At 73.6% G+C, this 23,462-nt stretch carries 20 protein-coding genes; 9 read left to right on the forward strand and 11 right to left on the reverse strand.

What is annotated here, in order from left to right; genetic code table 11:
• Positions 1-2 precede the first annotated feature (2 nt).
• Positions 3-1,265, reverse strand: coding sequence for an extracellular solute-binding protein (locus IF27_RS11865; RefSeq protein WP_052849452.1), 1,263 nt, complete (start codon positions 1,263-1,265; stop codon positions 3-5).
• A gap of 345 nt (positions 1,266-1,610) precedes the next feature.
• Here IF27_RS11865 and IF27_RS11870 point away from each other — a divergent pair, with 345 nt between their 5' ends.
• The gene (locus IF27_RS11870) at positions 1,611-2,636 is read left to right on the forward strand and encodes a LacI family DNA-binding transcriptional regulator (protein ID WP_052849453.1); all 1,026 of its coding nucleotides are present in this window, start codon (positions 1,611-1,613) and stop codon (positions 2,634-2,636) included.
• 143 nt (positions 2,637-2,779) lie between these two features.
• Positions 2,780-3,673: a phosphatase PAP2 family protein gene (locus IF27_RS11875; RefSeq protein ID WP_110945784.1), complete on the forward strand. Its 894-nt coding sequence runs from the start codon at positions 2,780-2,782 to the stop codon at positions 3,671-3,673.
• Positions 3,674-3,701: 28 nt separating this feature from the next.
• Here IF27_RS11875 and IF27_RS11880 read toward each other — a convergent pair whose 3' ends face one another.
• From IF27_RS11880 to glnA, 3 genes are all read right to left on the reverse strand, one after another.
• On the reverse strand, positions 3,702-6,686 hold the full coding sequence (locus IF27_RS11880) for a bifunctional [glutamine synthetase] adenylyltransferase/[glutamine synthetase]-adenylyl-L-tyrosine phosphorylase (protein ID WP_052849454.1): 2,985 nt from the start codon (positions 6,684-6,686) through the stop codon (positions 3,702-3,704).
• Between the two features lie 618 nt (positions 6,687-7,304).
• A complete protein-coding gene (locus IF27_RS11885; protein ID WP_052849455.1) occupies positions 7,305-7,709 on the reverse strand; it encodes a hypothetical protein in 405 nt (134 codons plus the stop codon).
• 898 nt (positions 7,710-8,607) lie between these two features.
• A complete protein-coding gene (gene glnA, locus IF27_RS11890) occupies positions 8,608-9,969 on the reverse strand; it encodes a type I glutamate--ammonia ligase (RefSeq protein ID WP_052849456.1) in 1,362 nt (453 codons plus the stop codon).
• A 341-nt stretch (positions 9,970-10,310) separates the two neighbouring features.
• Here glnA and IF27_RS11895 point away from each other — a divergent pair, with 341 nt between their 5' ends.
• The 5 genes from IF27_RS11895 (at position 10,311) to IF27_RS11915 (ending at position 14,900) form a co-directional block, all read left to right on the forward strand.
• A complete protein-coding gene (locus tag IF27_RS11895) occupies positions 10,311-11,825 on the forward strand; it encodes a sensor histidine kinase (RefSeq protein ID WP_052849457.1) in 1,515 nt (504 codons plus the stop codon).
• An 88-nt stretch (positions 11,826-11,913) separates the two neighbouring features.
• Positions 11,914-12,351, forward strand: coding sequence for a roadblock/LC7 domain-containing protein (locus tag IF27_RS11900; protein WP_110945785.1), 438 nt, complete (start codon positions 11,914-11,916; stop codon positions 12,349-12,351).
• A complete protein-coding gene (locus IF27_RS11905; RefSeq protein ID WP_110945786.1) occupies positions 12,348-12,785 on the forward strand; it encodes a DUF742 domain-containing protein in 438 nt (145 codons plus the stop codon). The genes IF27_RS11900 and IF27_RS11905 overlap by 4 nt, the downstream gene beginning before the upstream one ends.
• Entirely contained in the window at positions 12,766-13,413 is a 648-nt protein-coding gene (locus IF27_RS11910) for a GTP-binding protein (protein WP_052849459.1), read from the forward strand. The genes IF27_RS11905 and IF27_RS11910 overlap by 20 nt, the downstream gene beginning before the upstream one ends.
• The gene (locus IF27_RS11915; RefSeq protein WP_190232910.1) at positions 13,410-14,900 is read left to right on the forward strand and encodes a cytochrome P450; all 1,491 of its coding nucleotides are present in this window, start codon (positions 13,410-13,412) and stop codon (positions 14,898-14,900) included. Before IF27_RS11910 ends, IF27_RS11915 begins: the two co-directional genes overlap by 4 nt.
• Here the strand turns inward: IF27_RS11915 and IF27_RS30985 are convergent.
• A complete protein-coding gene (locus IF27_RS30985; protein ID WP_052849460.1) occupies positions 14,821-15,897 on the reverse strand; it encodes a terpene synthase family protein in 1,077 nt (358 codons plus the stop codon). The two genes, IF27_RS11915 and IF27_RS30985, sit on opposite strands and share 80 nt — an antisense overlap.
• Before the next feature lie 396 nt (positions 15,898-16,293).
• On the opposite strand from IF27_RS30985, the gene IF27_RS11925 reads away from it, so the two are divergent.
• Positions 16,294-18,057 (forward strand): NAD+ synthase, encoded by a 1,764-nt coding sequence (locus tag IF27_RS11925; RefSeq protein ID WP_052849461.1) that lies wholly within the window; start codon positions 16,294-16,296, stop codon positions 18,055-18,057.
• 59 nt (positions 18,058-18,116) lie between these two features.
• Here IF27_RS11925 and pspAB read toward each other — a convergent pair whose 3' ends face one another.
• From pspAB to IF27_RS11940, 3 genes are all read right to left on the reverse strand, one after another.
• Positions 18,117-18,704 (reverse strand): PspA-associated protein PspAB, encoded by a 588-nt coding sequence (pspAB, locus tag IF27_RS11930; protein ID WP_052849462.1) that lies wholly within the window; start codon positions 18,702-18,704, stop codon positions 18,117-18,119.
• Positions 18,705-18,771: 67 nt separating this feature from the next.
• Positions 18,772-19,665, reverse strand: coding sequence for a zinc metalloprotease HtpX (gene htpX, locus IF27_RS11935; protein WP_052849463.1), 894 nt, complete (start codon positions 19,663-19,665; stop codon positions 18,772-18,774).
• Between the two features lie 202 nt (positions 19,666-19,867).
• Positions 19,868-20,899: an endonuclease/exonuclease/phosphatase family protein gene (locus IF27_RS11940; RefSeq protein ID WP_052849464.1), complete on the reverse strand. Its 1,032-nt coding sequence runs from the start codon at positions 20,897-20,899 to the stop codon at positions 19,868-19,870.
• Positions 20,900-21,158: 259 nt separating this feature from the next.
• Between IF27_RS11940 and panB the strand changes: the two genes are divergently transcribed.
• Positions 21,159-22,040 carry a 3-methyl-2-oxobutanoate hydroxymethyltransferase gene (gene panB / locus IF27_RS11945; protein ID WP_052849465.1) on the forward strand — a complete coding sequence of 294 codons (882 nt, stop codon included), beginning with the start codon at positions 21,159-21,161 and terminating at the stop codon, positions 22,038-22,040.
• A gap of 64 nt (positions 22,041-22,104) precedes the next feature.
• On the opposite strand, the gene IF27_RS11950 is transcribed toward panB, so the two are convergent.
• From IF27_RS11950 to IF27_RS11960, 3 genes are read right to left on the reverse strand one after another with little or no spacing between them, the layout of a single operon-like run.
• Entirely contained in the window at positions 22,105-22,338 is a 234-nt protein-coding gene (locus tag IF27_RS11950; RefSeq protein WP_052849466.1) for a hypothetical protein, read from the reverse strand.
• A 50-nt stretch (positions 22,339-22,388) separates the two neighbouring features.
• On the reverse strand, positions 22,389-23,075 hold the full coding sequence (gene npdG, locus IF27_RS11955; protein ID WP_052849467.1) for an NADPH-dependent F420 reductase: 687 nt from the start codon (positions 23,073-23,075) through the stop codon (positions 22,389-22,391).
• A 45-nt stretch (positions 23,076-23,120) separates the two neighbouring features.
• On the reverse strand, positions 23,121-23,438 hold the full coding sequence (locus IF27_RS11960; protein WP_223291019.1) for a hypothetical protein: 318 nt from the start codon (positions 23,436-23,438) through the stop codon (positions 23,121-23,123).
• Between the last annotated feature and the right edge of the window lie 24 nt (positions 23,439-23,462).

Below are 23,462 nucleotides of genomic sequence, written 5' to 3' on the forward strand. Positions count from 1 at the left end.
CCTCACTGCCAGTCTTCGAGGATGTCGCGGTAGGCGTCGCCGGTGTCGGCGGCGGCGTCCGCGGGCGACGCGGAGCCGGTCAGCATCGCCTGGACGGAGACGCGCAGCGGGTCGAACAGCGACTGCGCCTGCGGGATCCAGGGGCGTTCGTGCGCGACGTCCACGGCGGGCTTGAAGAACTGGACCATCTCGTTGGCCTGGACGGACTCCGCGTCGTAGACGGACGCGCGGGTCGGCAGGAGGCTCAGCTCCTCGGTGACGCGCTGCTGGGTGGCGGCCGAGCTCATGTAGCGGACGAACTCGAACGACGCGTCGGCCTCGGGCGTGCCCGCGTAGACGCCGTAGTTCCAGCCGCCGAGGGGGGACGCCTGGGTCGCGCCGCCCGCCGGGACGGGGGCGACGCCGAGGTCGTCGCCGAGGGCGGTGGTGGCGTCGGCGATGGCCCAGGGGCCGTTGATCATCATGGCCACCTCGCCGTCGGCGAAGGTGGACATCATGTTCTCCCAGCCGTCGCTGGTGTCGGTGAGGGCGGCGCCCGAGTCCACGAGGGACTGCATGCGCTCGAACGCGGCGACCCCGGCCTCGTCGTCGATGGTGACGCGCTGCGCCTCGGCGTCCACCATGTCGCCGCCCTCGCCGTAGAGGAAGGGCAGGAACCAGTACGGGTCGTCGCCGCGGACGTACAGCGGCGTGGCGCCGACCGCGTCGAAGGCGTCCGTGGAGGCGACGACGTCGTCGAGGGACTCGGGGACCTCGACGCCCGCCTCCTCCAGCAGGGCGCGGTTGTAGAAGAGCGCGAGGGTGTCGGTGACCTGCGGGACGGCGTACGTCTGACCGTCGTACTGGGTGCTGGCCCAGGGGGTGGGCAGGAAGTCGTCCTGGTTCTCGACGGCGGCCGTGCCGTCCAGCGGGTAGAGGTAGCCGAGGCTGGCGAAGTCGGCGACCCAGGCGACCTCGGTGCGCATCACGTCGGGGGCCTCGTTGGCGGCGGCGGCGTTCTTGAAGCGGTTCTGCGCGTCGTCGAAGCCGACGTTCACGTACTCGACGGTGACGCCCTCGTGCTCGTCCTCGAACGCCTCGGCGAGGGCCTGGAAGACCTCGGCCTCGGTCTCGTTGGAGGTGTCCCAGAAGGTGACCGTGCCGGACAGCTCGCCCCCGGCCGCCCCGGCGCTCTCCCCGTCGCCGCCCCCGCCGTCCCCGCCGCAAGCCGTTGCGGCAAGCGCCAGAGCCGCGGCGACGGCTGTCGTCCCTATGCTGCGTCGCATGTGAACTCCCTCAAAGCTTCCGCCCGTTCCAGGGCATTTACACCCTATGCGCCGCGACTGTGCGGCGCCGAGCCGAGGAGGAACGTAACAGCGAGGCACCTCCTTGGAAAGAGCTTGCGGCAACTTTCTGCAAGGTGGTCCCCCGAGGTGCCGTTCACGCTCACGCCGCGGGCGCCGGAACCGGTGCGCCGCCCCGTGATCAGGGGGGTCACGGGCGGTACGCGGGGGCCGCGCGGGGGCTGGAAGGACTTGCAGGAATCCTGCGGGCGGGTGAATTCCCGCAATCCGCCGCACTTCGCCCGGGGCGGTGGGCATCGCCGGTCCTGCCCGGTACAGTCCCGGTCTGTGACCGCGCGGCTAGCTGACATCGCAGCACAGGCGGGGGTCAGCGAAGCGACCGTCAGCCGAGTCCTCAACGGGAAGCCGGGCGTCGCCAGCGCGACCCGCGACTCCGTGCTGACCGCTCTCGACCTCCTGGGGTACGAGCGGCCCGCCCGCCTGCGGGAACGCAGCGCGGGCCTGGTCGGGCTGATCACGCCCGAGCTGGAGAACCCGATCTTCCCGGCGTTCGCGCAAGTCATCTGCCAGGCACTCACCCGTCAGGGTTACACCCCCGTCCTCGCCACCCAGACCCCCGGCGGTTCCACGGAGGACGAGCTGACGGAGATGCTGGTCGAACGGGGCGTCTCCGGCATCCTGTTCATCTCGGGGCTCCACGCCGACACGACCGCCGACATGGGGCGGTACGAGCGACTCAGGGGGCACGGGGTGCCGTTCGTGCTCATCAACGGCTGGTCCCCCCGGGTGCGCGCGCCGTTCGTCTCGCCCGACGACCGCGCGGCGGTGCGGCTCGCCCTCACCCATCTCGTCTCCCTCGGCCACCGCAGGATCGGGCTCGCGCTCGGCCCGGCCAGGTTCGTGCCCGTGCAGCGCAAGATCGAGGGCTTCCTCGCCGGGATGGCGGCCGAGCTCGGCCTCGGCGAGGACGCGGCGCGCGGCCTCGTCGCGCACTCGCTCTACACGCTGGAGGGCGGCCAGGCGGCGGCGGGCGAACTGCTGGCCAGGGGCTGCACGGCGATCATCTGCGCCAGCGACATGATGGCACTGGGTGCCATCCGGGCGGCGCGGCAGCGCGGCCTCTCCGTGCCGGAGCGGTGCTCGGTCATCGGCTTCGACGACTCCCCGCTGATCGCGTTCACCGACCCGCCGCTCACCACGATCCGGCAGCCGGTCCCCGCGATGGGCCAGGCCGCCGTACGGGCGCTGCTGGAGGAGATCGGCGGGACCCCGGCGCCGCCGAGCGAGTTCGTGTTCCTGCCGGAGCTGGTCGTCCGCGGCTCGACCGCCGCCGCCCCGCCGCCCGCCGCCTGACCCCGGCCCTTACCCGACGGAACGCCCCTCCCGGCGGCACGACACGCCGGGCCTTCCCCCCATTCGGTCCCCGATCGGAAGGGGGTGAAGACCAGACGGGAGGATGATCGGGTCGATGAGGTCCTCTGGCAGACTGTGCACCCATGGGGGAGATCAGTGTCAGGCCGAAAGATGACCGGGTGAACGCGCCGAACCTGCCCCCGCAGCGGGACGAGGAACCCGCCGCCCCCGCGTCCCGCCCCCGGCGACTCGCCGCGCTGCGCAGCCCGAGGCGGCCCAGGATCTGGTTCGAACTCCTGCTCATCGCCGTCAGCTACGCCGTCTACTCGGCCGTACGGAACGCCGCGCCCGCCCGCGTCGAGCAGGCGCAGAACCACGCCCGGTGGATCTGGGACTTCCAGGCGAGCCTCGGCCTCGACTTCGAGCTGGCCGTGAACCACGCCATCGCGGGCATCACCTGGCTCATCGTCCCGATGAACTACTACTACGCGACGCTGCACTTCGTCGTGACGATCGGCGTGCTCGCCTGGCTCTTCCGCCGCCACCCGGGGCGGTACGGCGCGACACGCCTCGTCCTGTTCGCCACCACCGCCGTGGCCCTCGTCGGCTACTACTTCTACCCGCTGGCCCCGCCCCGGCTGATGTCCGGCATGGACTTCATCGACACCTCAAGCGTCCACCACACCTGGGGCTCGCTCTCCACCGAGGGCAGCGCCATGTCGCAGGTGTCCAACCAGTTCGCGGCCATGCCGTCCATGCACATCGGCTGGTCCACCTGGTGCGGCATCACCATCGCCGTCCTGGCGAAACCGCTGTGGGTCAAGATCCTGGGCGCTCTCTACCCGGTCCTCACGCTGCTGGTGATCGTGGCGACGGCCAACCACTTCTGGATGGACGCGGTGGGCGGCCTCGCCTGCCTCGGCTTCGGCTACCTGGTGTCCCGCCTGTGGTTCGGGCAGCTGTGCTACCGGCTGCCCCGGCAGGTGCCGCACCGGACGCCCCGCAGGTTCCGCCCCTCCGGCGCGTCACGGCCCTGACGCCGCCGCGCGCCGCGCGCGTCACACCTCACTCGTCGTACTCGTAGAACAGCCGCTCCACGACCCCGCGCGCCCTGCGGGTCGTGCGGCGGTAGTCGTCCAGCATGCGCCCGGCGGCGCCGGGGCCGTAGCCGAGGAGACGGCCCACCGCCGCCGTCTCCCGCCCGTCGCTCGGGAACGTGTCGAGCGGACGGCCGCGCACCAGCATCACCGCGTTCCGCACCCGCGAGGCCAGCAGCCACGCCTCGTCGAGCACGGCCGCGTCGTCCGCGTCCAGCAGCCCGGCCTCCGTGGCGGCGGCGAGCGCCGCGCGCGTCCTGGTGGTGCGCAGGGCGGGCAGCTCGGCGGCGTGCCGCATCTGGAGGAGCTGCACGGTCCACTCGATGTCGGACAGGCCGCCGCGCCCGAGCTTGGTGTGCAGGGTGGGGTCGGCGCCGCGCGGCATCCGTTCCGCCTCCATGCGGGCCTTGAGGCGGCGGATCTCACGGACCGCGTCGTCGCCGACGCCGCCCTCCGGGTGGCGCAGCGGGTCGATGAGCGCGACGAAGCGCTCCCCCAGCCCGGCGTCGCCCGCGACGGGCTCGGCGCGCAGCAGCGCCTGGCTCTCCCACACGAGCGACCAGCGCCGGTAGTACGCGGCGTAGCTGGCCAGGGAGCGGACGAGGGGCCCGCTCCTGCCCTCGGGGCGCAGGTCGGTGTCGATGAGGAGGGGCGGGTCCGTGCTCGGCAGCCGCAGGAGGCGCGTCATCTCGGTGGCGACGGCGAAGGCGTCCTTGCCCGCGCGCTGCTCGTCGGCGCCGTCGAGCGGTTCGTGGACGAAGAGCACGTCGGCGTCGGAGCCGTAGCTCAGCTCGTGGCCGCCGAAGCGGCCCATGGCGATGACGGCGAGGCGGCAGGCGGGGCCGTCCGGCCCTGTGGCCGCCGTGACGGCGGCGTCGAGGGCGCCGGTGAGGGTGGCGGCGTTGATGTCGGTGAGCGCGGCGCCCGGCTCGTCGGGCCCCTGGCCGCCGACGAGGTCGCCCGCCGCCGTGCGGAACAGCTCGCGGCGCCGCACGCCGCGCGCTGCGGCGACGGCCTGCGCCGGGTCGTCCGCGCGGCGGACGGCCGCCAGGACCTCCTGGGTGAGGGCGGCGCGCCCGCGCGGCCTCAGCTCCTCGGCGTCGCCGAGCAGGGCGACGGCCTCGGGGGCGCGCAGCAGCAGGTCGGAGGCGAAGCGGCCCGCGGACAGGACGCGGGCCAGGTTCTCGGCGGCGGCGCCCTCGTCCCGCAGGAGCCGCAGGTACCAGGGGCTGCTGCCGAGGGCGTCGGAGACCTTGCGGAAGCCGAGGAGCCCGGCGTCCGGGTCGGCCGAGTCGGCGAAGCGGTCGAGGAGGACGGGCAGCAGCGTGCGCTGGATGGCGGCCTTGCGGGTGACGCCCGCGGCCAGCGCGCCGAGGTGGCGCAGGGCGGCGGCGGGGTCGGCGTAGCCCAGGGCTTCGAGGCGTTCGCGGGCGGCCGACTGGCCGAGGCGTACCTCCTGGCCCGCGTCGAGGCGGGCGACGGCGTCGAGCAGCGGCCGGTAGAACAGCTTCTCGTGCAGGCGGCGGACGGCGGCGGTGTGACGGCGCCAGGCGGCCGTCAGCTCGGGGACGGGCTCGCCGAGGAAGCCGAGGGAGCGGCCGAGGCGGCGCAGGTCGGCCTCGTCGGTGGGCATGAGGTGGGTGCGGCGCAGGCGGTGGAGCTGGATGTGGTGCTCGACGGTGCGCAGGAAGCGGTAGGACGCTTCGAGGGACGTCGCGTCCTGGCGGCCGACGTAACCGCCCGCGTCGAGGGCGGCGAGCGCGTCCAGGGTGGTGGCGCGGCGCAGCTCCGGGTCGGTGCGGCCGTGGACGAGTTGGAGGAGCTGGACGGCGAACTCGACGTCGCGAAGACCGCCGGGGCCGAGCTTCAGCTCCCGTTCCGCCTGGGCCTTGGGCAGCGAGTCCTCGACGCGGCGGCGCATCCGCTGGACGTCGGGGACGAAGTTCTCGCGCTCGGCCGCCTTCCAGACGAGGGGGGCGAGCGCCGTGGTGTAGGCGGCGCCGAGGTCGGGGTCACCGGCGACCGGGCGGGCCTTGAGGAGGGCCTGGAACTCCCAGGTCTTCGCCCAGCGGTGGTAGTAGGCGAGGTGGCTGGAGAGGGTGCGGACGAGGGGGCCGTTGCGTCCCTCGGGGCGCAGGTTGGCGTCCACCGGCCAGATGGTGCCCTCGGCCGTGGTGTCGGAGCAGATCCGCATCAGGCGGGCGGCGAGGCGGGTGGCGGCCTGGAGGGCGGGGCCTTCCGTGCCCTCGGGGGGCTCGCCGCCGCCGGGGGGCGGGGGCGGTTCCGCGACGAAGACGACGTCCACGTCCGAGACGTAGTTCAGCTCACGGCCGCCGCACTTGCCCATGCCGATGACGGCGAGGCGGCAGGCGGCGGCGTCCTGCGGCGCCTCGTCGGCGGCGATGCGCAGGGCGGCGCGGAGGGTGGCCGTCGCGAGGTCGGCCAGTTCGGCGGCGGTCTCGGCGAAGCCGCTCGTGCCGGTGAGGTCGCGGGCGGCGATGGTGAGGAGGGCGCGGTGGTAGCGCACGCGCAGCGCGTCGGGGTCGGTCGCGGGGGCGAGGGCTGCCTCGAACTCCTCGGTGCCCGGGTGGAGGTCGGCGCGTTCGAACGCGACCAGGGCCTCCCAGTGGTCGGGGTGGCGGGCGAGGTGGTCGCCGAGCCCTTCCGAGGCGCCGAGGACGGCGAGCAGCCGGTCGCGCAGGGGCTTGGCCGCGAGGAGGGTGTCGAGGAGGCGGGGCAGGTCGGCTTCCGGCTGGGCCTCGGCGAGCCGGACGAGGGAGCGGAGCGCGAGGTCGGGGTCGGCGGTCGCCCCGAGGGCGTCCAGCAGGACACCGTCGGTCGCGACGGGCCGCAGCGCGGGGCTGTCCAGGAGCCGTGCGGTCGTCCCGACGTCGCTGAATCCGCGGCGCAGCAGCTGTCCCGACCTGCTGTCCCGTCGCCCCTCGACCGGCACGGATGGCTCATCCCCTTCCACGGCGCGGGCCGGGGGTGGCGGGTCCGGCCTGCCTAGAGCGTACGCCGCCGGGCCGCGGCGGGGCGGGGGGCGCCCCGGGCGGCGCGTTCGTGGCGTTGCCGGGAAGAGGCAACAACGGGCAACGCCCGCCGGAAGGTTGGGGCGCCCGGGCGCTCCTAGGCTGGACACCGCGTCATGGGGTGTGGAAGCGCGGGGCGGCGTGCGGGTCGTGCGCGCACCGCCCCCTGCCCACCGGGTGCCTTTCTCACCACGGGGGCACGGTCCGGGGAGCGGCTGAGCCGCGCTCCCCGGACCGTTCCGGCGTACGCCGGGGCGGTCAGAGCACCGGCCCGCAAGCGGACCCGCTCGCCAGCGGCTGTCTGGGCTGCGGGCGCGTGGCGTCTTCGGTCTGCGCGGGGGTGAAGAGCCGCTCCATGTGAGGAGGGGGGCCCGGGCAACCGACCATCCGGCGCCTTCCAAGGGGAACGAGCGTCTGGCGTGGGGACTTCTTCCCTCCTGAAGAGTTGCATGGTGCAACCCCCGTCGGAGTGCATCGCGTATGAGCGCTCACCACATGCCCTGGCAGGCTGCCCGGAGACTCGTCCGGGCAGCCTGCGTTCACACGGTCGGCAGTGCATCCCTCAGCCGGTCGGACAGGAGGACCTCGTAGGGCAGGTCCCGCAGATCGTCGGCTGAGACATCAATACCCCTGGCCTGCGAAAGCTCGGCGAGCCACTCCCACGGATGGTCACCCGGATAGTCATCGTCGTCGGGTAGCACCACGTTGAGGACGTTGTGCGTGAGGGACTCCACGTTGGCGGCGGCGAGAATGGACTCGTCTCCACTCCCCGGACCCCAGCGCAGACTGAACCCGCGCTCCGCATGAAGAATCACACGACGCCCGTCCCCCAACATCGCGAACTCGCTGACGAGAAAATTCTGGGACGCTGTATCGAGGGAGGGCTCCCCGAGATCGCAGATCGCGCCCAGACCGACGACCCGTAGTCCATCCTGCGCGCCCATTACGACGGGTAGCAGGGTCGGTCGATACCCGGCGGATACCGGTACCCGGAAGGATCTGACCGATCTGTCAGATCGACGTCAACGCGTGACCGATACCGGACAGTCCGGGAATCCGCATATATATTCCTGGCAGTGGCCCTCCGGCCACGCCCTCCGCGTTGAACATAGTCCCCGCTGGCCGTCGCGATGGTGCGCCAGCCGCAGTCTCCGTCAGACGAGCACCAGGCCGCCTGTCGGTACCGGCAACTCCCGGCCGTGACGGGATCAGACACCGCCATCGGCGTGACTTCCTCGTCCACTACGGCGGAGGCGGCGCGAAGTGGCCCTCTTCGGCCACTGAACTGTCCTGCTCTTGTCCACCATCTGCCGCTGAGGGAGCCGTCGGCGCCAAGCCGAACGGCGGCAGTGCCCGAACATAAGAAAAGCGCCCGGCCCCGCCTACTCCTGAATCTCTTCTCGCTCATCGCCCCTCCCGCTGAAGAGAATCGCATATGCCCCGCAGTGGTCGGCGGGGCACGAAGAGGTTACCCGCCGGGACACGTCCGCCCCTTGCTCTCTTGCTCCGGTCAGAGGTGATCTTTGCGTTGGACGACGCGTGATGGACAGGTGAGGACAGCGTCGCCGCCGTCCCGGACCATTCGCCAGCCCGACGGACCCGGTCGCGCCGAGGTCCGAAGATGCCGATAGCCCGCAACAGGGTCGATCCAGATGCGCATAGCGGCGAGACGATGCGGAGTTGCGAGCCGCCTTGATGGGCGTTCGCGGTGCCTCCCCGGCCCAGCTCGTACGGCAGACGGCCCGTAGGCGGCCCACGACCACATGTATCGGTGAGGATCAGCAATCCATGATCGCTGACCCTCACCGAGATGCGTGTGACGTGACGTACTCGGACCTGCGGCTACAGGACCGGGAGGCTCTTGCGGAGTTCGAACGCCGTCACCTCGGAGCGGTACTCCTCCCACTCCTGGCGCTTGTTGCGCAGGAAGAAGTCGAAGACGTGTTCGCCCAGCGTCTCGGCGACCAGCTCGCTGTGCTGCATCAGGTTGATGGCCTCGCCGAGGTTCTGCGGCAGCGGCTCGATGCCCAGGGCGCGGCGTTCGTGGTCGGTGAGGGCCCAGACGTCGTCCTCGGCGCCCGGCGGCAGCTCGTACCCCTCCTCGACGCCCTTGAGCCCGGCGGCGAGCAGCACGGCGTACGCCAGGTAGGGGTTGGCGCCCGAGTCGAGCGAGCGGACCTCGATGCGGGTGGAGCCGGTCTTGCCCGGCTTGTACATCGGCACCCGGATGAGGGCGGAGCGGTTGTTGTGGCCCCAGCAGATGTACGAGGGGGCCTCGCCGCCCGCGCCCGCGGTGCGCTGGGTGCCGCCCCAGATGCGCTTGTAGGAGTTGACCCACTGGTTGGTGACGGCGGAGATCTCGCCCGCGTGCCGCAGGAGCCCGGCGATGAAGGAGCGGCCGACCTTGGAGAGCTGGTACTCGGCGCCCGTCTCGTGGAACGCGTTGCGGTCGCCCTCGAAGAGGGAGAGGTGGGTGTGCATGCCGGAGCCGGGGAACTCGGAGAACGGCTTCGGCATGAACGTCGCCTGCACGCCCTGTTCGAGCGCGACCTGCTTCATGACCAGGCGGAACGTCATGATGTTGTCGGCCGTCGAGAGCGCGTCGGCGTAGCGCAGGTCGATCTCCTGCTGGCCGGGGGCGCCCTCGTGGTGGGAGAACTCGACCGAGATGCCCATCGACTCCAGCATGGTGATCGCCTGGCGGCGGAAGTCCATGCCGATGTTCTGCGGGGTGTGGTCGAAGTAGCCGGACGTGTCGGCGGGCGTGGGGCGGGTGCCGTCCACGGGCCGGTCGTTCAGCAGGAAGAACTCGATCTCGGGGTGGGTGTAGAAGGTGAAGCCGAGGTCGGAGCTCTTGGCCAGGGCGCGCTTCAGGACGTAGCGCGGGTCGGCGTAGGAGGGGGAGCCGTCCGGCATGAGGATGTCGCAGAACATCCGTGCGGTGCCGGGGGATTCGGCGCGCCAGGGCAGGATCTGGAACGTGCTGGGCGCGGGCTTCGCGATCATGTCGGACTCGTGCACACGCGCGAATCCCTCGATGGCGGAGCCGTCGAACCCGATGCCCTCGTCGAACGCCTGCTCCAGTTCTGCGGGGGCGACGGCCACGGACTTGAGGAAGCCCAGCACGTCGGTGAACCACAGACGCACGAAACGGATGTCCCGTTCCTCCAGCGTCCGGAGCACGAACTCCTGCTGCTTCTCCATTTCCACACCCATCCTCGCTGGTCAAGACGGCTCTGTCCCCCGCGGGGCACTCGGGGCTCCTGAGCATCCCATCACAGGATTTCCGCGGCGTTGCACATGCGCGACCGCCGGGCCCCGGGCCCACCCCCATTATTAATCTTTGGCCATGAGATGACGGGAGCGCGTCGGGCCCGCGCCCCTTACGCCACGACGCCGCCCCGCGTCCGCCCGACGCGCCAGGAGGGGCCCGTTCGGGGGACCTTTCCACAACTGCCTGCGGCACATACCGCCGTGCCTCTACTGTCCCTGCCACGTAGCGAGTTGCCCTCGCTACGCTCGGTCGCGACGGGTGAGGATGCTCCATGGTGCACGCCGGTACGTCACAGCGGAACCGCCGCCGCGCCCCCGCGGCGGGCCGGTGGCTGCTGCCCCCGGTGCTGCTGGCGCTCGGGGTCGCCGTGGCGGCGTTCCTCGTGCCGGGGGCGACGCGCGCCCCGCTGCTGTGGTGCGGGGCCGCCGCCGTGCTCGCGGCGGCCGTGACCTCGGGCGAGACCGTCAGGCGCGGCCTGCGCATCGCGCTGCTTGAGGAGCGCGTCGAGCGGCAGGTCGCCGACACCGACGCGCTCGCCTACCGGGACCTGCCGGTGGCGCTGCGCAAGCTCACGGCGGGACGTCTGGAGGAGGACGTCATGCCGCCGCCCGACCCCGGCACCGTCTCCGACCCCCGGCTGACGCGCGCGCACCGCGCGATGCTGCGCGCCATGCTCGACGTGCTGCGCGAGAAGGAATACCAGCGCGACTCGGGCAAGCGCGCCATCGTCAACATCGCGCACCGCATCCAGACCGAGATCCACCGCCTCCAGGGCGAGATCAGCACCATGGAGTTCCGGCACGACACGCCGGAGATGCTCGGCGACCTCATGCGGCTCGAACACGGCATCAACGTCGCGGGCCGCTTCGCCACCTCGCTGTCCGTCCTCGGCGGCGGGCGGCCGATCCGCCGCTGGGACGAGCCGATCACCCTGTACGACATCATGCGCGCGGGCAGCGGCCCCATCGTCGAGTACCGGCGCGTGGAGCAGCACCGCGTCATCGAGGTGGCCGTCCCCGGCCACGCCGCCGAGTCGCTGATCATGCTGCTGGCCGAGCTGCTGGACAACGCGACGCGCTACTCGCCGCCGGGCAGCAGCGTCGTCATGAACAGCGAGGAGGTCGCCCTCGGCATCGAGATCTCCGTCGAGGACAAGGGGACGGGGCTCACCGCCGACGCGCGCAGGCGCGCCGAGTTCCTGCTCCAGCAGGGCGTGGACGGCGTCGATCTGACCGACCTCGGCGAGACCGCGCGGATCGGGCTGCGCGTCGCGGGCGTCCTCGCCGAGCACTACGGCATCCGCATCTCGCTGCGCCCCTCCACCTGCGGCGGGGTGCGCTCGGTGGTGTTCCTGCCGAACGAGCTGATCGTCCCCGTCCCGCCGTCCCCGTTCGACGCGCCCCCCGAGCCCGCGGGCCAGGGCGCCCGCGGCTGGCCGGGACCGCCCCGCGGCCCCGCGCTGCCGCCCGACGAGGAGACGCCCGAGTACGAACTCGGCGCCAACGGGCTGCCGCAGCGCAGACGGCGGCGGCGGCCGACCGAGATCGTCCCGAGCCGCTGGTCACGCCCCGCGGACGGCGGCGCCCCCACCGCGCCCAAGGACCGGCCCTCGGGCTCCGCGCCGGGCGGCCAGGCCCCCGGCAGGACACCGGGCAGGAACGGTGCCGCCGCCGCGCCCGACCAGGAGCGCGGGCCCGGGCTGTGGGTGGACGCCTTCTTCGCCGGGCTGCGCGCCCCCGAGGACGCGCCGCACCCGGGCGACGGCACCGCCGCCCCCGGCGCGTGAGCGGGACGGGACGGCGGGACGGCGGGACGGCGGGACGAGCAAGCAGCCAGGCAGCCAGGCAGGTCGGAACGGTGAGGGTGAGAGGCACGTGACACAGCGACGGTTCAAGGACATGGACTGGATGCTCAGGGACCTGGCCGCCACGGTCCCCGGCATCCAGCACATCGTGGTCCTGTCGGCGGACGGGCTCTGCATGGCCCAGCACGGAGACGAACGGGACAGCGGCGAACGGCTGGCCGCCGCCGCGTCCGGCATCAAGAGCCTGGCCGTCTCCATCGCCCGCGAACTCCCGGGCGCCGACGAGGAGCTGCGGCTCGTCCTGCTGGAGCTGGCGGGCGGCTACTTCTACCTCATGTCGGCCGGGGAACGGTCCTACCTCGCCGTCACGGCCGCCCGCACCGTCGATCCCGGGATGGTCAGCCGGGGCATGCGCGACCTCGTCCTGCGCATCGGGGAACACCTCTCCAGCGGACCCAGGACCCCCGAACGGGCCCCGGAGCGGACCCCCGAGCGGACCGGCCGGTGACCGAACCCGACGGGCGGGACGACCCGGGGGAGGCCGCGCATCCGGAGGCCGGGCGCGCCGCCACGGGGCGCGGGACGAGGAACGGCCGCCCCGTCCCCCTGTACGTCGTCACCGGCGGGCGCAGCGGCACGCCGGGGCGGCGCGACCCGCTCGTCCTCGACCTCGTGACCCTGGTCGTCACCCGCACGTCCCCCGTCCCGCCCGGCATGCCGCCGGAGGCCGCGGCGCTGCTGCGGGCCTGCCGCTACCCGCTCTCGGCCGCCGAGATCTCCGCGCACCTCGCCCTGCCGTTCGGCGTGCTGACGGTCCTGCTCGCCGACCTGGAGGCGGACGGCCATGTCGAGCTGCGGCAGACGCGCGACGCGGAACGGGACGCCGCCGACACCGACATCGAGACCCTGAAGGCGCTGATCGATGGTCTGCAACGACTCTGAGCACCCCGCGCCGCCCGGGCCGCGCGTGGAGGACCGGCTGCCGGAATCGGCCGAGCGGTCGCTGAAGATCGTGGTCGTCGGCGGCTTCGGCGCCGGGAAGACGACGCTCGTCGGCTCGGTCAGCGAGATCAGGCCGCTGACGACCGAGGAGACCATGACGCGCGACAGCGTCGGCGTGGACGACCTCGCCGGTGTCGGCGACAAGACGGAGACGACCGTCGCGATGGACTTCGGCCGCATCACCATCGACCGGCGGCTGGTCCTCTACCTGTTCGGGACGCCGGGCCAGCAGCGGTTCTGGTTCCTGTGGAACGGCATCCTGGAGGGCGCGCTCGGCGCCGTGGTCCTGGCGGACAGCCGCAGGCTGGCCGACTGCTTCCCGTCGATGGACCGGCTGGAGGAGGACGGCATCCCCTTCGTCGTGGCCGTCAACGTCTTCCCCGACTCCCCCACGCACCCGCCGGACGAGCTGCGCGCCGCCCTCGACCTGCCGGACCACGTGCCGCTGGTCGCCTGCGACGCGCGGCTGCGGGCGTCGGGCCGGGACGTCCTCCTGACGCTGCTGCGCCACCTCTACGACTCCGCCACCACCGCCGTTTCCGCACCGGACCCATCGGAGGCACCGTGACCGCGCCCATGCCCGACTCGTTCCCGCCCGGCTCCTCCCTGAACGGCACGCCGCTCTCCGCGCCGCCCGCCGGCTGCCCCGCGCACGCGACGGGCCCGGACGGCGTGCAGCGGCTGTACGGCCCGGCGGCCTCCGAGGACCCGGCCGGACTCTACGAGCGGCTGCGCAGGGACCACGGGCCGGTCGCGCCCGTCCTGCTGGAGGGCGACGTCCCGGCCTGGCTGGTGATCGGCTACAACGAGGTGCTCGAAGTCGCCCGCAGCCCGCGCCGGTTCAGCCGCGACGGCCGCAACTGGGCCGCCTGGCAGGAGGGGCACGTCGGCAACGGCTCGCCGATCGCGCCCGTGCTGCTGTGGGGCCCTGACTGCACGCACCAGGACGGCGACGTGCACCAGCGGCTGCGCCGCGCCGTCAACGAGAGCCTGGACCGCTTCGACCGGCGCGGGCTGCGCCGCCACGTGCAGCGGTACGCGCACGGGCTCATCGACCGGTTCGCGGCGGACGGGCAGGCCGAGGTGCTGTCGCAGTACGCCCAGCAGCTCCCCATGCTGGCGCTCACGACGGTCCTCGGCCTGCCGGACGAGGAGGGCCCGCGCCTGGTGGAGGCGAGCCGCCAGCTCCTCATCGGCACCGAGAAGGCGGTCACCGCCGACGCGTACATCCAGGGCGCGCTGCGGACGCTGGTGGCCCGCAAGCACGAGGACCCGGGGCACGACCTGGCGTCCTGGCTGGTCGGGCACCCGGCCGACCTCAGCGACGAGGAGGTCGTCCACCACCTGCGGCTCGTCCTGATCGCGGGCAACGAGACGACGACCAACCTCATCGTCAACACGCTGCGCGTCGTGCTGACGCACCCCAAGTTCCGCGGCTCGCTGCACGGCGGCCGGATGACGCTCCCTGCGGCCGTCGAGCAGGTGCTGTGGGACGAGCCGCCGATCGCCGTGTGCCCCGGGGGATTCGCCACCCTGGACGTCGAGCTGGGCGGGCGCGCCGTCGCGAAGGGCGACGTGTTACTCCTCGGCCTCGCGGCGGCCAACGCGGACCCCGCCGTGCGCCCGACCCCGGGGGCGCCGATGAACGGCAACCGCTCGCACCTGGCGTTCACGTCGGGCCCGCACGAGTGCCCGGGCCAGGACATCGGCCGCGCCATCACGCAGACGGCGATCGAGGTCCTGCTCGCCCGGCTGCCCGACCTGGGGCTCACCGTGGGGCCCGACGGGCTGAGCTGGACCGCGTCCACCTGGTCGCGGCACCTGGACGAGCTGCCCGTCAGGTTCGGGCCGCGCCCGCCGGAGGAGGCGGCGGACGACCTGGAAGGGGCGGAGGGCCGCGTCCCGCCGGACGGCGCGGAGCGGCGGGAGGAGGACGGCGCCGGTGGCGCGGACGGCGCGGCGGGCGGCGAGCGGGTCAGGCGTCACGCCCCCGGCACCCAGGGAGCGACACCGCGGGGGCGGCGGGGGCTGCTCGCCCTGCTGCGGCGGCGCTGAGCGCGTCCGCGGCGGGCCCGACACCGGCGCCGCCGTCCCCGCCCGCGTAGCGGGCCGTGACGGAGCCCCAGCGCTGGTTGCCCGCCATCCAGGAGCGCAGCCCGTCGAGCTGGCGGGCGACTGCGGCGCGCCCGTGCCGGTCGAGGCGCCACTGCCCGGCGGCCAGCCGGGGCAGGCGCGCGGCCAGCGTCATGAACAGCTCCACGCGGTCGCGCACCAGCCCCGTCACGTCCTCCAGGGCCCGCGCCCGGGAACAGCCCCTGGCGCGCTGGCGGATGAGGACGAGGTTGTGCGGATCGCCCTGCGCCTCCTCGCGTTCGAGCGAGTGCACGTCGTTGCACAGGAAGACGACGTCGCCCGCGCAGCGGGTGAGCAGCCGCATCTCGCGGCTCTCGTACGCCTCGGCGGGGACCTCGAAGTGCCCGGCGCGCTCGATGAGGTCGAAGCAGGGCGCGGTGCCGACCGCGTGGCGGCGCAGCGCGACGTACGCCTTCTCGCCGAGCGGGACGCCGCGGGCGCGGTTCAGCGTCTCCTGGACGTAGGAGCGGAAGAAGCGGGCCAGGTTGCCCGCGGCGCGTGTGCGCCAGGCGGCGGACATGCCGAGGGCGCTGCGGCGCCACACGTCGGCGTAGGCGCGGGCGACCGGCGCGTCGAGCGCGGGGGGCGTGCCGGGCGGCTGGGTGGGGATGACGGCGAGCCCGGCCGCGAAGCGGGCCGCCGCCTCCGGGTCGCGGCCCAGGGGCCCGTCGAACTGGTCGTCCAGCGGGAAGCCGAGGCAGACGGCGTCCGTCACGAGGTCGAGGTCGTCGCCCGTGGCGTCCGGATAGGCGTAGGAGGCGAGGTCGGTGAGCCGCCAGTCGCGGTAGCGCCCCAGGGCGGCCTCGCCCGCGACGAGCCCGTGGGCGCGCACCCAGTCCAGGTGGTGGTCCCGCGCCCGGTCGGCCCCCGGGTTGCGGTGGGCGGCAAAGGGCAGGAAGAAACCGATGGTCTGCGGCATGGCGAGGCTCCCCTTCTCCACCGGTCCCGCTCGGTGGACACTGCTCGGTCGGCTGCTCGGTCGGCGCTGCGTGGCTGCCCGGTCCGGCTCGCGCGGCGCGCGGGTCCTGCGGGCAGGGCCGAGGTCCGCCGACCGGCACGGCGGAGCGGGGAAGCTCTGCCCTCGGGCACGAGTCCGCAATCCGGGCGGCGGTGATCCTGGCCGAATGCCGTAACGGCCGAGCGGTCCCGGCGGTTACGGATGCCACTCCCCCGGATACGGCGCGCGGCGGACGGGCGGCGCGGCGTCACGGCGCGCGTTCGCGGTCGCACGCCGTGGGTACGGCGGAGACGGCCGGAAACCGCCGAGGCCCCGCCGACCCCCCATTGCGTCACTCGGACGATTACACTCGACCCCGTGCCTCAGCTACGACTTGCTCTCCATCAGATCGACTCCACCGTCGGCGATCTGGCCGGCAACGCCGACGCCGTCGTGCGCCGGACCCGGGACGGCGTGGAGCGCGGCGCGCACCTGGTCGCCTTCCCGGAGATGATGCTGACCGGCTACCCGGTCGAGGACCTGGCGCTGCGTCCCTCGTTCGTCGAGGCCAGCCGGGTCGCGCTGCGCGACCTGGCGGCGCGGCTGCGGGACGAGGGGCTCGGCGAGGTGCCGGTGGTCCTCGGCTACCTCGACCGGTCGGAGCGGGTGCGCGAGCGCGCGGGCCAGCCCGCCGGTGCGCCGCAGAACGCCGCCGCCGTGCTGCACCGGGGGGAGGTGGTGCTGACGTTCGCGAAGCACCACCTGCCGAACTACGGGGTGTTCGACGAGTTCCGGTACTTCGTGCCGGGCGACACCATGCCGGTGGTGCGCGTGCGCGGCGTGGACGTGGCGCTGGCCATCTGCGAGGACCTGTGGCAGGACGGCGGCCGGGTCCCGGCGGCGCGGGCGGCGGGCGCGGGCCTGCTGCTGGTGATCAACGCGTCGCCCTACGAGGTGCACAAGGACGACACGCGGCTCGAACTGGTCCGCAAGCGGGCCGGGGAGGCGGGGTGCGCGCTGGTGTACCTGGCGATGGCCGGGGGGCAGGACGAGCTGGTCTTCGACGGCGACTCGATCGTGGTGGACCGGGGCGGCGCGGTGCTGGCGCGCGGGCCGCAGTTCGCCGAGGAGTCGATGCTCCTCGACCTGGAGCTGCCTGCCGCGGACGGCGGCCCCTCCTCCGGGCTGACGCACGACGGGCTGCGGATCGAGCACCGCACGCTGTCCGCCGAGCCGGTGCCCGCGTACGCGCCGGAGTACCCGGGCGGGCAGGCGGAGCCGCTGGAGGACGCGGAGGAGATGTACCGCGCGCTGGTGACGGGCCTCGCGGCGTACGTGCGCAAGAACGGGTTCCGGTCGGTGCTGATCGGGCTGTCGGGCGGGATCGACTCGGCGCTGGTCGCCGCGCTGGCCTGCGACGCGGTGGGCGCGGAGAACGTCCACGGGCTCGCGATGCCGTCGCGCTACTCGTCCGAGCACTCCCTCGGCGACGCGGCGGAGCTGGCGCGCCGTACGGGGCTCGACCTGCGGACCGTGCCGATCGGCCCGATGTTCGACGCGTACATGGCCTCGGTGGAGCTGACCGGCCTGGCGGAGGAGAACCTCCAGTCGCGGCTGCGCGGCACGCTGCTGATGGCGGTGTCGAACCAGGAGGGCCACCTCGTGCTGGCGCCCGGCAACAAGAGCGAGCTGGCCGTGGGCTACTCGACGCTGTACGGCGACTCGGTGGGCGCGTACGGCCCGATCAAGGACCTGTACAAGACGGGTGTGTACCAGCTGGCGCGCTGGCGGAACGCGGCGGCGGCCGGGCGGGGCGAGACGCCGCCCATCCCGGAGAACTCGATCAGCAAGGCGCCGAGCGCGGAGCTGAGCCCGGGGCAAGTGGACGCGGACTCGCTGCCCGACTACGACGTGCTGGACCGCGTGCTGGAGCTGTACGTGGACCGGGACCAGGGGCGCGAGCAGATCATCGCGGCCGGGTTCGACCCCGACCTGGTGACGCGGGTGCTGCGGCTGGTGGACACCGCCGAGTACAAGCGGCGGCAGTACCCGCCGGGCACGAAGATCTCCCCGAAGGGCTTCGGCAAGGACCGGCGGCTGCCGATCACCAACCGCTGGCGGGAGGACGGGCGGCCGAACTGACCCGGGTGCGGGACGCCGCGGCGCTGCGGGGGCACGCCGCGGCGGGGTGGGGCGTCCGGTCAGAAGCCGGGCGCCCCCCAGACCGGGAACCAGCGGGTGAGGTCCGACTCGATGCGCAGGTCGTCGGCGAGCAGTCCGCGGATGCGCAGTTCCAGGGCGTTGTCCCTGCGCTCCTCCGTGCCGGGCAGCGGGGCGAAGGGGTAGAACGTGCCGCGTTTGTAGAGGTAGACGAGGCCGAGGGGCGCGGCGTCGGCGGCGGCGCGGAAGCCGATCATGGAGCAGAGCAGCTGCGGCCCGAACCCGGAGTCCTGGAGCTGGGTGTTGACGGCGTGCAGGTCGTTGACGAGCGAGGCGACGTCGCCCGGCGCGTGCCGGGCGAGCACCCAGGTGTAGCCGTACGAGTCCTGGCTGAACTCGACGGGGGTGTCGCCCGTGGCGGTGTCGGCGTCGAGGAGCTGCCGCACCTCGTCCCGCACCCGGTCGAAGGCGCCGCCCTCGACGCTGGCGAAGCAGACGGAGCCGAGCCCGGTCGGCACGAAGCCGGCGGCAGCCTCCAGCGTGACGGCGGCCGAGGGCACGGCGAACAGCTGGTCGAGGTCGGGCCTGACGGGTTTGCTGCGGCCCAGGATCACGTCGAGGAAGCCCATGGGACGCCTCTCGGTCGGACGGTGGGGCGGGTGCGGCCCGGCCGGGCGGCCGAGGCGGCGGGCGGTGTCACGGCCGTCCCAGCTCGCCGGAGAGCCGCGCGAGGCGGTCCAGCCGCTGCTGGAGCGTGGGGTGCGAGGAGAGCAGCCTGCTCAGGCTCTCGCCGGTGACGGCCGGGGCGAAGAAGAAGGCGTTGAACGGCTCGGCCTGCCGCAGGTCGCGGGTGGGTATGCGCGCCATCTGCCCCGACACCTTGGTCAGCGCCGACGCCAGGGCCGAGGGGCGGCCCGTCAGCAGCGCCCCGGCACGGTCGGCGGACAGCTCGCGGTAGCGGGAGAGCAGCCGGGTGAGCAGGAAGCTGATCACGTAGACGACGGCGCTGACCAGCGGTATCAGGATGAACGCGAGGTTCTGGTTGTTCCTGGACCGGCCGAGGCCCGTCCACAGGGCCATCCGGGTGATCAGCCCGGCGAGGACGCCGAGGAACCCGGCGATGGTCATGACGGCCACGTCGCGGTGCGCGACGTGCGACAGCTCGTGCGCGAGCACGCCCTCCAGTTCGTCGGGCTCCAGGCGGCGCAGCAGCCCGGTCGTGGCGCAGACCAGGGACTTCTTCTGGCTGCGCCCGGTGGCGAAGGCGTTGGGCACGTCGGTGCGGGCGATGGCCACGCGCGGCTTCGGCATGTCGGCCAGGGCGCACAGCCGGTCCACGGCGCCGTGCAGCTCGGGGGCCTCCTGCGGCGTGACCTCGCGGGCGCCCATGCTGAAGGCGGCTATGCGGTCGCTGAACCAGAACTGGGCGACGAACACCGCCCCGGCGATCAGCACGATCAGCGGCCACGCCTTGCCGAGGGCGACGATCAGCACGCCGACGATGACGACGTAGAGCAGCCCGAGGAGGAACATGGTGAGCACCATGCGGTTCGTGAGCCCCCGGTCGGGGGCGAAGCGGGTACGCGCCATGCTCTCTCGTCTCCTCCCGGTGCCGAGCGGTCCGGCACCGCTGCTCCTGGGCCACCGCCGTCCCTCGGCTGCCCTGCCACCTCAAACGTAAGGCAGTCCGCATAAAAGCGGCGGAAGGAACTGTTCGGTCGCAAGAGGCGCGGGACGGACACGCGCCGTGGCGCGGACGGAGCGGACGGAGCAGGCGGCGTACGGCCCGCGGTCAGGGGTTCACGCGGGCGGCGACCGGCAGGTGGTCGCTCCCGGTGCCCGGCAGCGTCCAGGAGGAGACCGGCTCCAGCTCGCGCACGAGGATCTGGTCGATCCTGGCCATCGGGAAGGCCGCGGGCCAGGAGAAGCCGAACCCGGCGCCCGCCGCGCCCTGGGTGGAGCGCAGCTGGGACGTGAGCGGGGCGAGGGCGCCGTCGTTCATCGTGCCGTTGAGGTCGCCGAGGAGGATCGCGCGTTCCTCGTCCTCCGCGGCGACGGCCCGGCCCAGCATCTCGGCGGCCACGTCGCGCTGCTCGGCGGTGAACCCGGCCCTGAACTGCACGCGCACCGAAGGGAGATGCGCGACGAAGACGGCGACGTCCCCGAAGTCGGTGCTGACGGTGGTCCGCATCGCGCGCGTCCAGCCCATGCCGATGTCCACCGGCTCGCTCTCGCCCAGCGGGTCGCGGCTCCACAGCCCGACCGTGCCCTGCACCGCGTGGTACGGGTACGCGGCGGCGAGGGCCTCCTCGTACGCCCCGACCGTGTCCTGCGGGAGCTCCTGGAGAGCGATGAGGTCGGCGTCGGACGCGGCGAGCTGCCGCGCCGTGCCGGACGGGTCGGTGTTGTCGGCGTCCACGTTGTGGCTGACGACCATGAGGGCCCCGCCGCCGCCCGTCTTGTCGAGCAGCAGGCCGCCGAAGAGGTTCAGCCAGACCAGGAGCGGCACGAGCAGGGCGGCCACGGCCGTCAGCGAGCGCCGCAGCACGGCGCACAGCACGAGCACCGGCAGGGCGAGCCCGACCCACGGCAGGAACGTCTGGAGGAGGCTGCCGAGGTTGCCGATACGGTTCGGCACGCGGGAGTGCAGGAGCATCGGCAGCGCGAGCGCCAGCGCGAACCCGGCGGGCCACCAGCCGCGGCGCCAGCGCCCCGTCCGGTCGCTCCAGCGGGCCTTCGCCGGTCCACCGGACCCGTCAGCGGGCTCGCCGTCTCCCCCGGCGCCCTGTCCCTGCTGCGTCCCGGAGGTGTCCACGCGTGCCATCCACTGCCCTCGCTGCCCGTCGTGCTGTCCGCCCGGACCCTACGCGAGCCCCGGCTGCGTCGCAGCACAAGACGGTCACGGCGGTGCTCGGGGTTCCGTTATATCAGCCGTACCAGGGCGCGCAGTTGTCGGAGGCGGGCGTGCGGGAGCGGCCCCCGCGCGACCCCCCTTCCGGGCACCGGCGGACGGTGCGACGATGGAAAGCGATCCGGGGACGCCATCCGTGGCGCTTCGAGACGACATGGACAGGAGCAGCGTGATGACGCAGCACACGCCTGCCGGGGCGCCGGCCGACCGGCCCGCGACACCGGCCCTCTACGGCGGCAAGGGCAGCCGCCGGGTGACCGTACGTGACGTCGCCGCCGCCAAGGCGCGCGGCGAGAAGTGGCCGATGCTGACCGCGTACGACGCGATGACGGCCTCGGTGTTCGACGAGGCGGGCATCCCCGTGATGCTCGTCGGCGACTCGATGGGCAACGCGCACCTGGGCTACGACAGCACGGTCCCGGTGACCCTCGAACAGATGACGATGCTGTCGGCGGCCGTGGTGCGCGGCACGCGGCGGGCGCTGATCGTCGCGGACCTGCCGTTCGGTTCGTACCAGGAGAGCGCGACGCAGGCCCTGCGCAGCGCGACGCACCTGGTCAAGGAGGCCGGGGTCGGCGCGGTGAAGCTGGAGGGCGGCGAGCGGTCCGCCGACCAGATCAGGCTGCTCGTCGAGGCGGGCATCCCGGTGATGGCGCACGTGGGCCTGACGCCGCAGTCCGTGCACGCGTTCGGGGGCCACCCGGTGCAGGGGCGCGGCGAGGAGGCGGCGCACCAGTTGCTGCGGGACGCGAAGGCCGTGCAGGACGCGGGCGCGTTCGCCGTGGTGCTCGAACTGGTGACGGCGGAGCTGGCGGCCGAGGTCACCCGCAGTCTGCACATCCCGACCGTGGGCATCGGCGCGGGGCCCGACTGTGACGCGCAGGTCCTGGTGTGGACGGACATGGCCGGGATGACGGAGTGGCCCGGCGGCCGGACGCCGCGCTTCGTGAAGGAGTACGCGCAGCTGCGGACGGCGCTCGGCCGGGCGGCGCGGTCGTTCGCCGAGGACGTGGTCGGCGGCACGTACCCGGCCGAGGAGCACAGCTTCCACTGAGCCGTCGGCCGCCCGGCCGCCGCCCGGCCCCGGCGCGGGGGCCGGGCGGTGCCGCCTGGGCGTGTCAGACGGGCCCTGGGGCCTTCGCGCGGCGCAGGTAGTACCAGCCCATGTTGGACGCCAGGCCCGCCAGCGGGATCCAGATGAGGCCGAACCAGTTGCCCCGGGCGAAGGACAGCACGGCGGCGGCGACCGTCAGCACGAGGACGAGCAGGGCGTAACCGGCCAGGCGACGGGCGCGGCGTGCCGCCGCGGCGGCGGCGGCCGGGTCGCTGGGCGCGGGGGCGGCGGGGGGCATGGGGCGGCTCCGTGGTCGGGGCGGGTGGTACGGGCGGGGCGGCCGGGCGGTCAGACGTCGGTGACGCGGAGCCCGGCGTGGGCCTTGTAACGGCGGTTGGTCGAGATCAGGTTGGCGACCAGCGACTCGACCTGGTGCGCGTTGCGCAGGCGCCCGGCGAAGATGCCGCGCATCCCGGGGATGCGCCCGGCGAGCGCCTGGACGATCTCGCAGTCGGCACGCTTCTCGCCCAGGACCATCACGTCGGTGTCGATCTTCTCGACGGCGGGGTCCTGGAGGAGGACGGCCGAGAGGTGGTGGAACGCGGCGGTGACCCGGGAGTCGGGCAGGAGGGCTGCGGCCTGCTGGGCGGCGCTGCCCTCGTCGGGGACGAGCGCGTAGGCGCCCTGCTTGTCGAAGCCGAGCGGGTTGACGCAGTCCACGACGAGCTTGCCCGCCAGCTCGGTGCGCAGGCTCTCCAGGGTGGCCCGGTGGCCGTCCCAGGGGACGGCGACGATCACGACGTCGCTCTCCCTGGCACAGGCCGCGTTGTCGAGTCCGCGCACGCCGTGGCCGATCTCCTCGGCCGCCGTGGCGGCGCGGTCGGCGGCGCGGGAGCCGATGACGACCGGCTGGCCCGCGCGGGCCAGCCGGTAGGCGAGTCCCCTTCCCTGGTCTCCGGTGCCGCCGAGCACGCCGACGACGAGGTGGGAGACGTCCGGGAGGTCCCAGGGGTCCTTGGGTGTGGTCGCAGTCATGGGGAAATCCTCCCACCGTGCCGGGCACGGTGGTCGGCGGGGCGGCTACCCGTCGCCGTGGGCGCCGCCGCCGTCGAAGCCGCCGCCGAAGCCGCCGTCACCGGGGTGGTGGCCGCCGTGGTCGGGGCGGTCGCCGTCCGGGTCCGGGTCGTTCCAGCGCGCGTCGTTGCGCCAGTTCTCGTTCCGCTCGCGCGCCAGGTCCATGGCGTGCTCGGCGTCGGCGCGGGTGGGGTAGGGGCCGAGGCGGTCCTTGGCCGGGCAGTCGGGGCCTTCCTCGACCTGCTCGTGCCGCAGGCAGAAGAACCACTCGCCCTCACGCCCTGTGGCCGTTTTCCTGAAGATGCGTCCGAAGTTGGGGGCCATTCCCTCATCCTGCCCGCCCGTAGA

Origin of the sequence: Streptomyces avicenniae, assembly GCF_000719135.1 — a bacterium.
GTDB lineage: Bacteria > Actinomycetota > Actinomycetes > Streptomycetales > Streptomycetaceae > Streptomyces > Streptomyces avicenniae.

What these genes read in the sequence shown, in the direction of transcription:
- IF27_RS11875 (WP_110945784.1), top strand. Translation starts at nt 2,780, where the DNA reads ATGGGGGAGATCAGTGTCAGGCCGAAAGATGACCGGGTGAACGCGCCG.
- IF27_RS30985 (WP_052849460.1), bottom strand. Translation starts at nt 15,897, where the DNA reads ATGCCGCAGACCATCGGTTTCTTCCTGCCCTTTGCCGCCCACCGCAAC.
- glnA (WP_052849456.1), bottom strand. Translation starts at nt 9,969, where the DNA reads ATGGAGAAGCAGCAGGAGTTCGTGCTCCGGACGCTGGAGGAACGGGAC.
- htpX (WP_052849463.1), bottom strand. Translation starts at nt 19,665, where the DNA reads ATGGCGCGTACCCGCTTCGCCCCCGACCGGGGGCTCACGAACCGCATG.
- IF27_RS11910 (WP_052849459.1), top strand. Translation starts at nt 12,766, where the DNA reads ATGGTCTGCAACGACTCTGAGCACCCCGCGCCGCCCGGGCCGCGCGTG.
- IF27_RS11950 (WP_052849466.1), bottom strand. Translation starts at nt 22,338, where the DNA reads ATGCCCCCCGCCGCCCCCGCGCCCAGCGACCCGGCCGCCGCCGCCGCG.
- panB (WP_052849465.1), top strand. Translation starts at nt 21,159, where the DNA reads ATGACGCAGCACACGCCTGCCGGGGCGCCGGCCGACCGGCCCGCGACA.
- IF27_RS11940 (WP_052849464.1), bottom strand. Translation starts at nt 20,899, where the DNA reads ATGGCACGCGTGGACACCTCCGGGACGCAGCAGGGACAGGGCGCCGGG.
- npdG (WP_052849467.1), bottom strand. Translation starts at nt 23,075, where the DNA reads ATGACTGCGACCACACCCAAGGACCCCTGGGACCTCCCGGACGTCTCC.
- IF27_RS11885 (WP_052849455.1), bottom strand. Translation starts at nt 7,709, where the DNA reads ATGGGCGCGCAGGATGGACTACGGGTCGTCGGTCTGGGCGCGATCTGC.
- IF27_RS11960 (WP_223291019.1), bottom strand. Translation starts at nt 23,438, where the DNA reads ATGGCCCCCAACTTCGGACGCATCTTCAGGAAAACGGCCACAGGGCGT.
- IF27_RS11895 (WP_052849457.1), top strand. Translation starts at nt 10,311, where the DNA reads ATGGTGCACGCCGGTACGTCACAGCGGAACCGCCGCCGCGCCCCCGCG.
- pspAB (WP_052849462.1), bottom strand. Translation starts at nt 18,704, where the DNA reads ATGGGCTTCCTCGACGTGATCCTGGGCCGCAGCAAACCCGTCAGGCCC.
- IF27_RS11865 (WP_052849452.1), bottom strand. Translation starts at nt 1,265, where the DNA reads ATGCGACGCAGCATAGGGACGACAGCCGTCGCCGCGGCTCTGGCGCTT.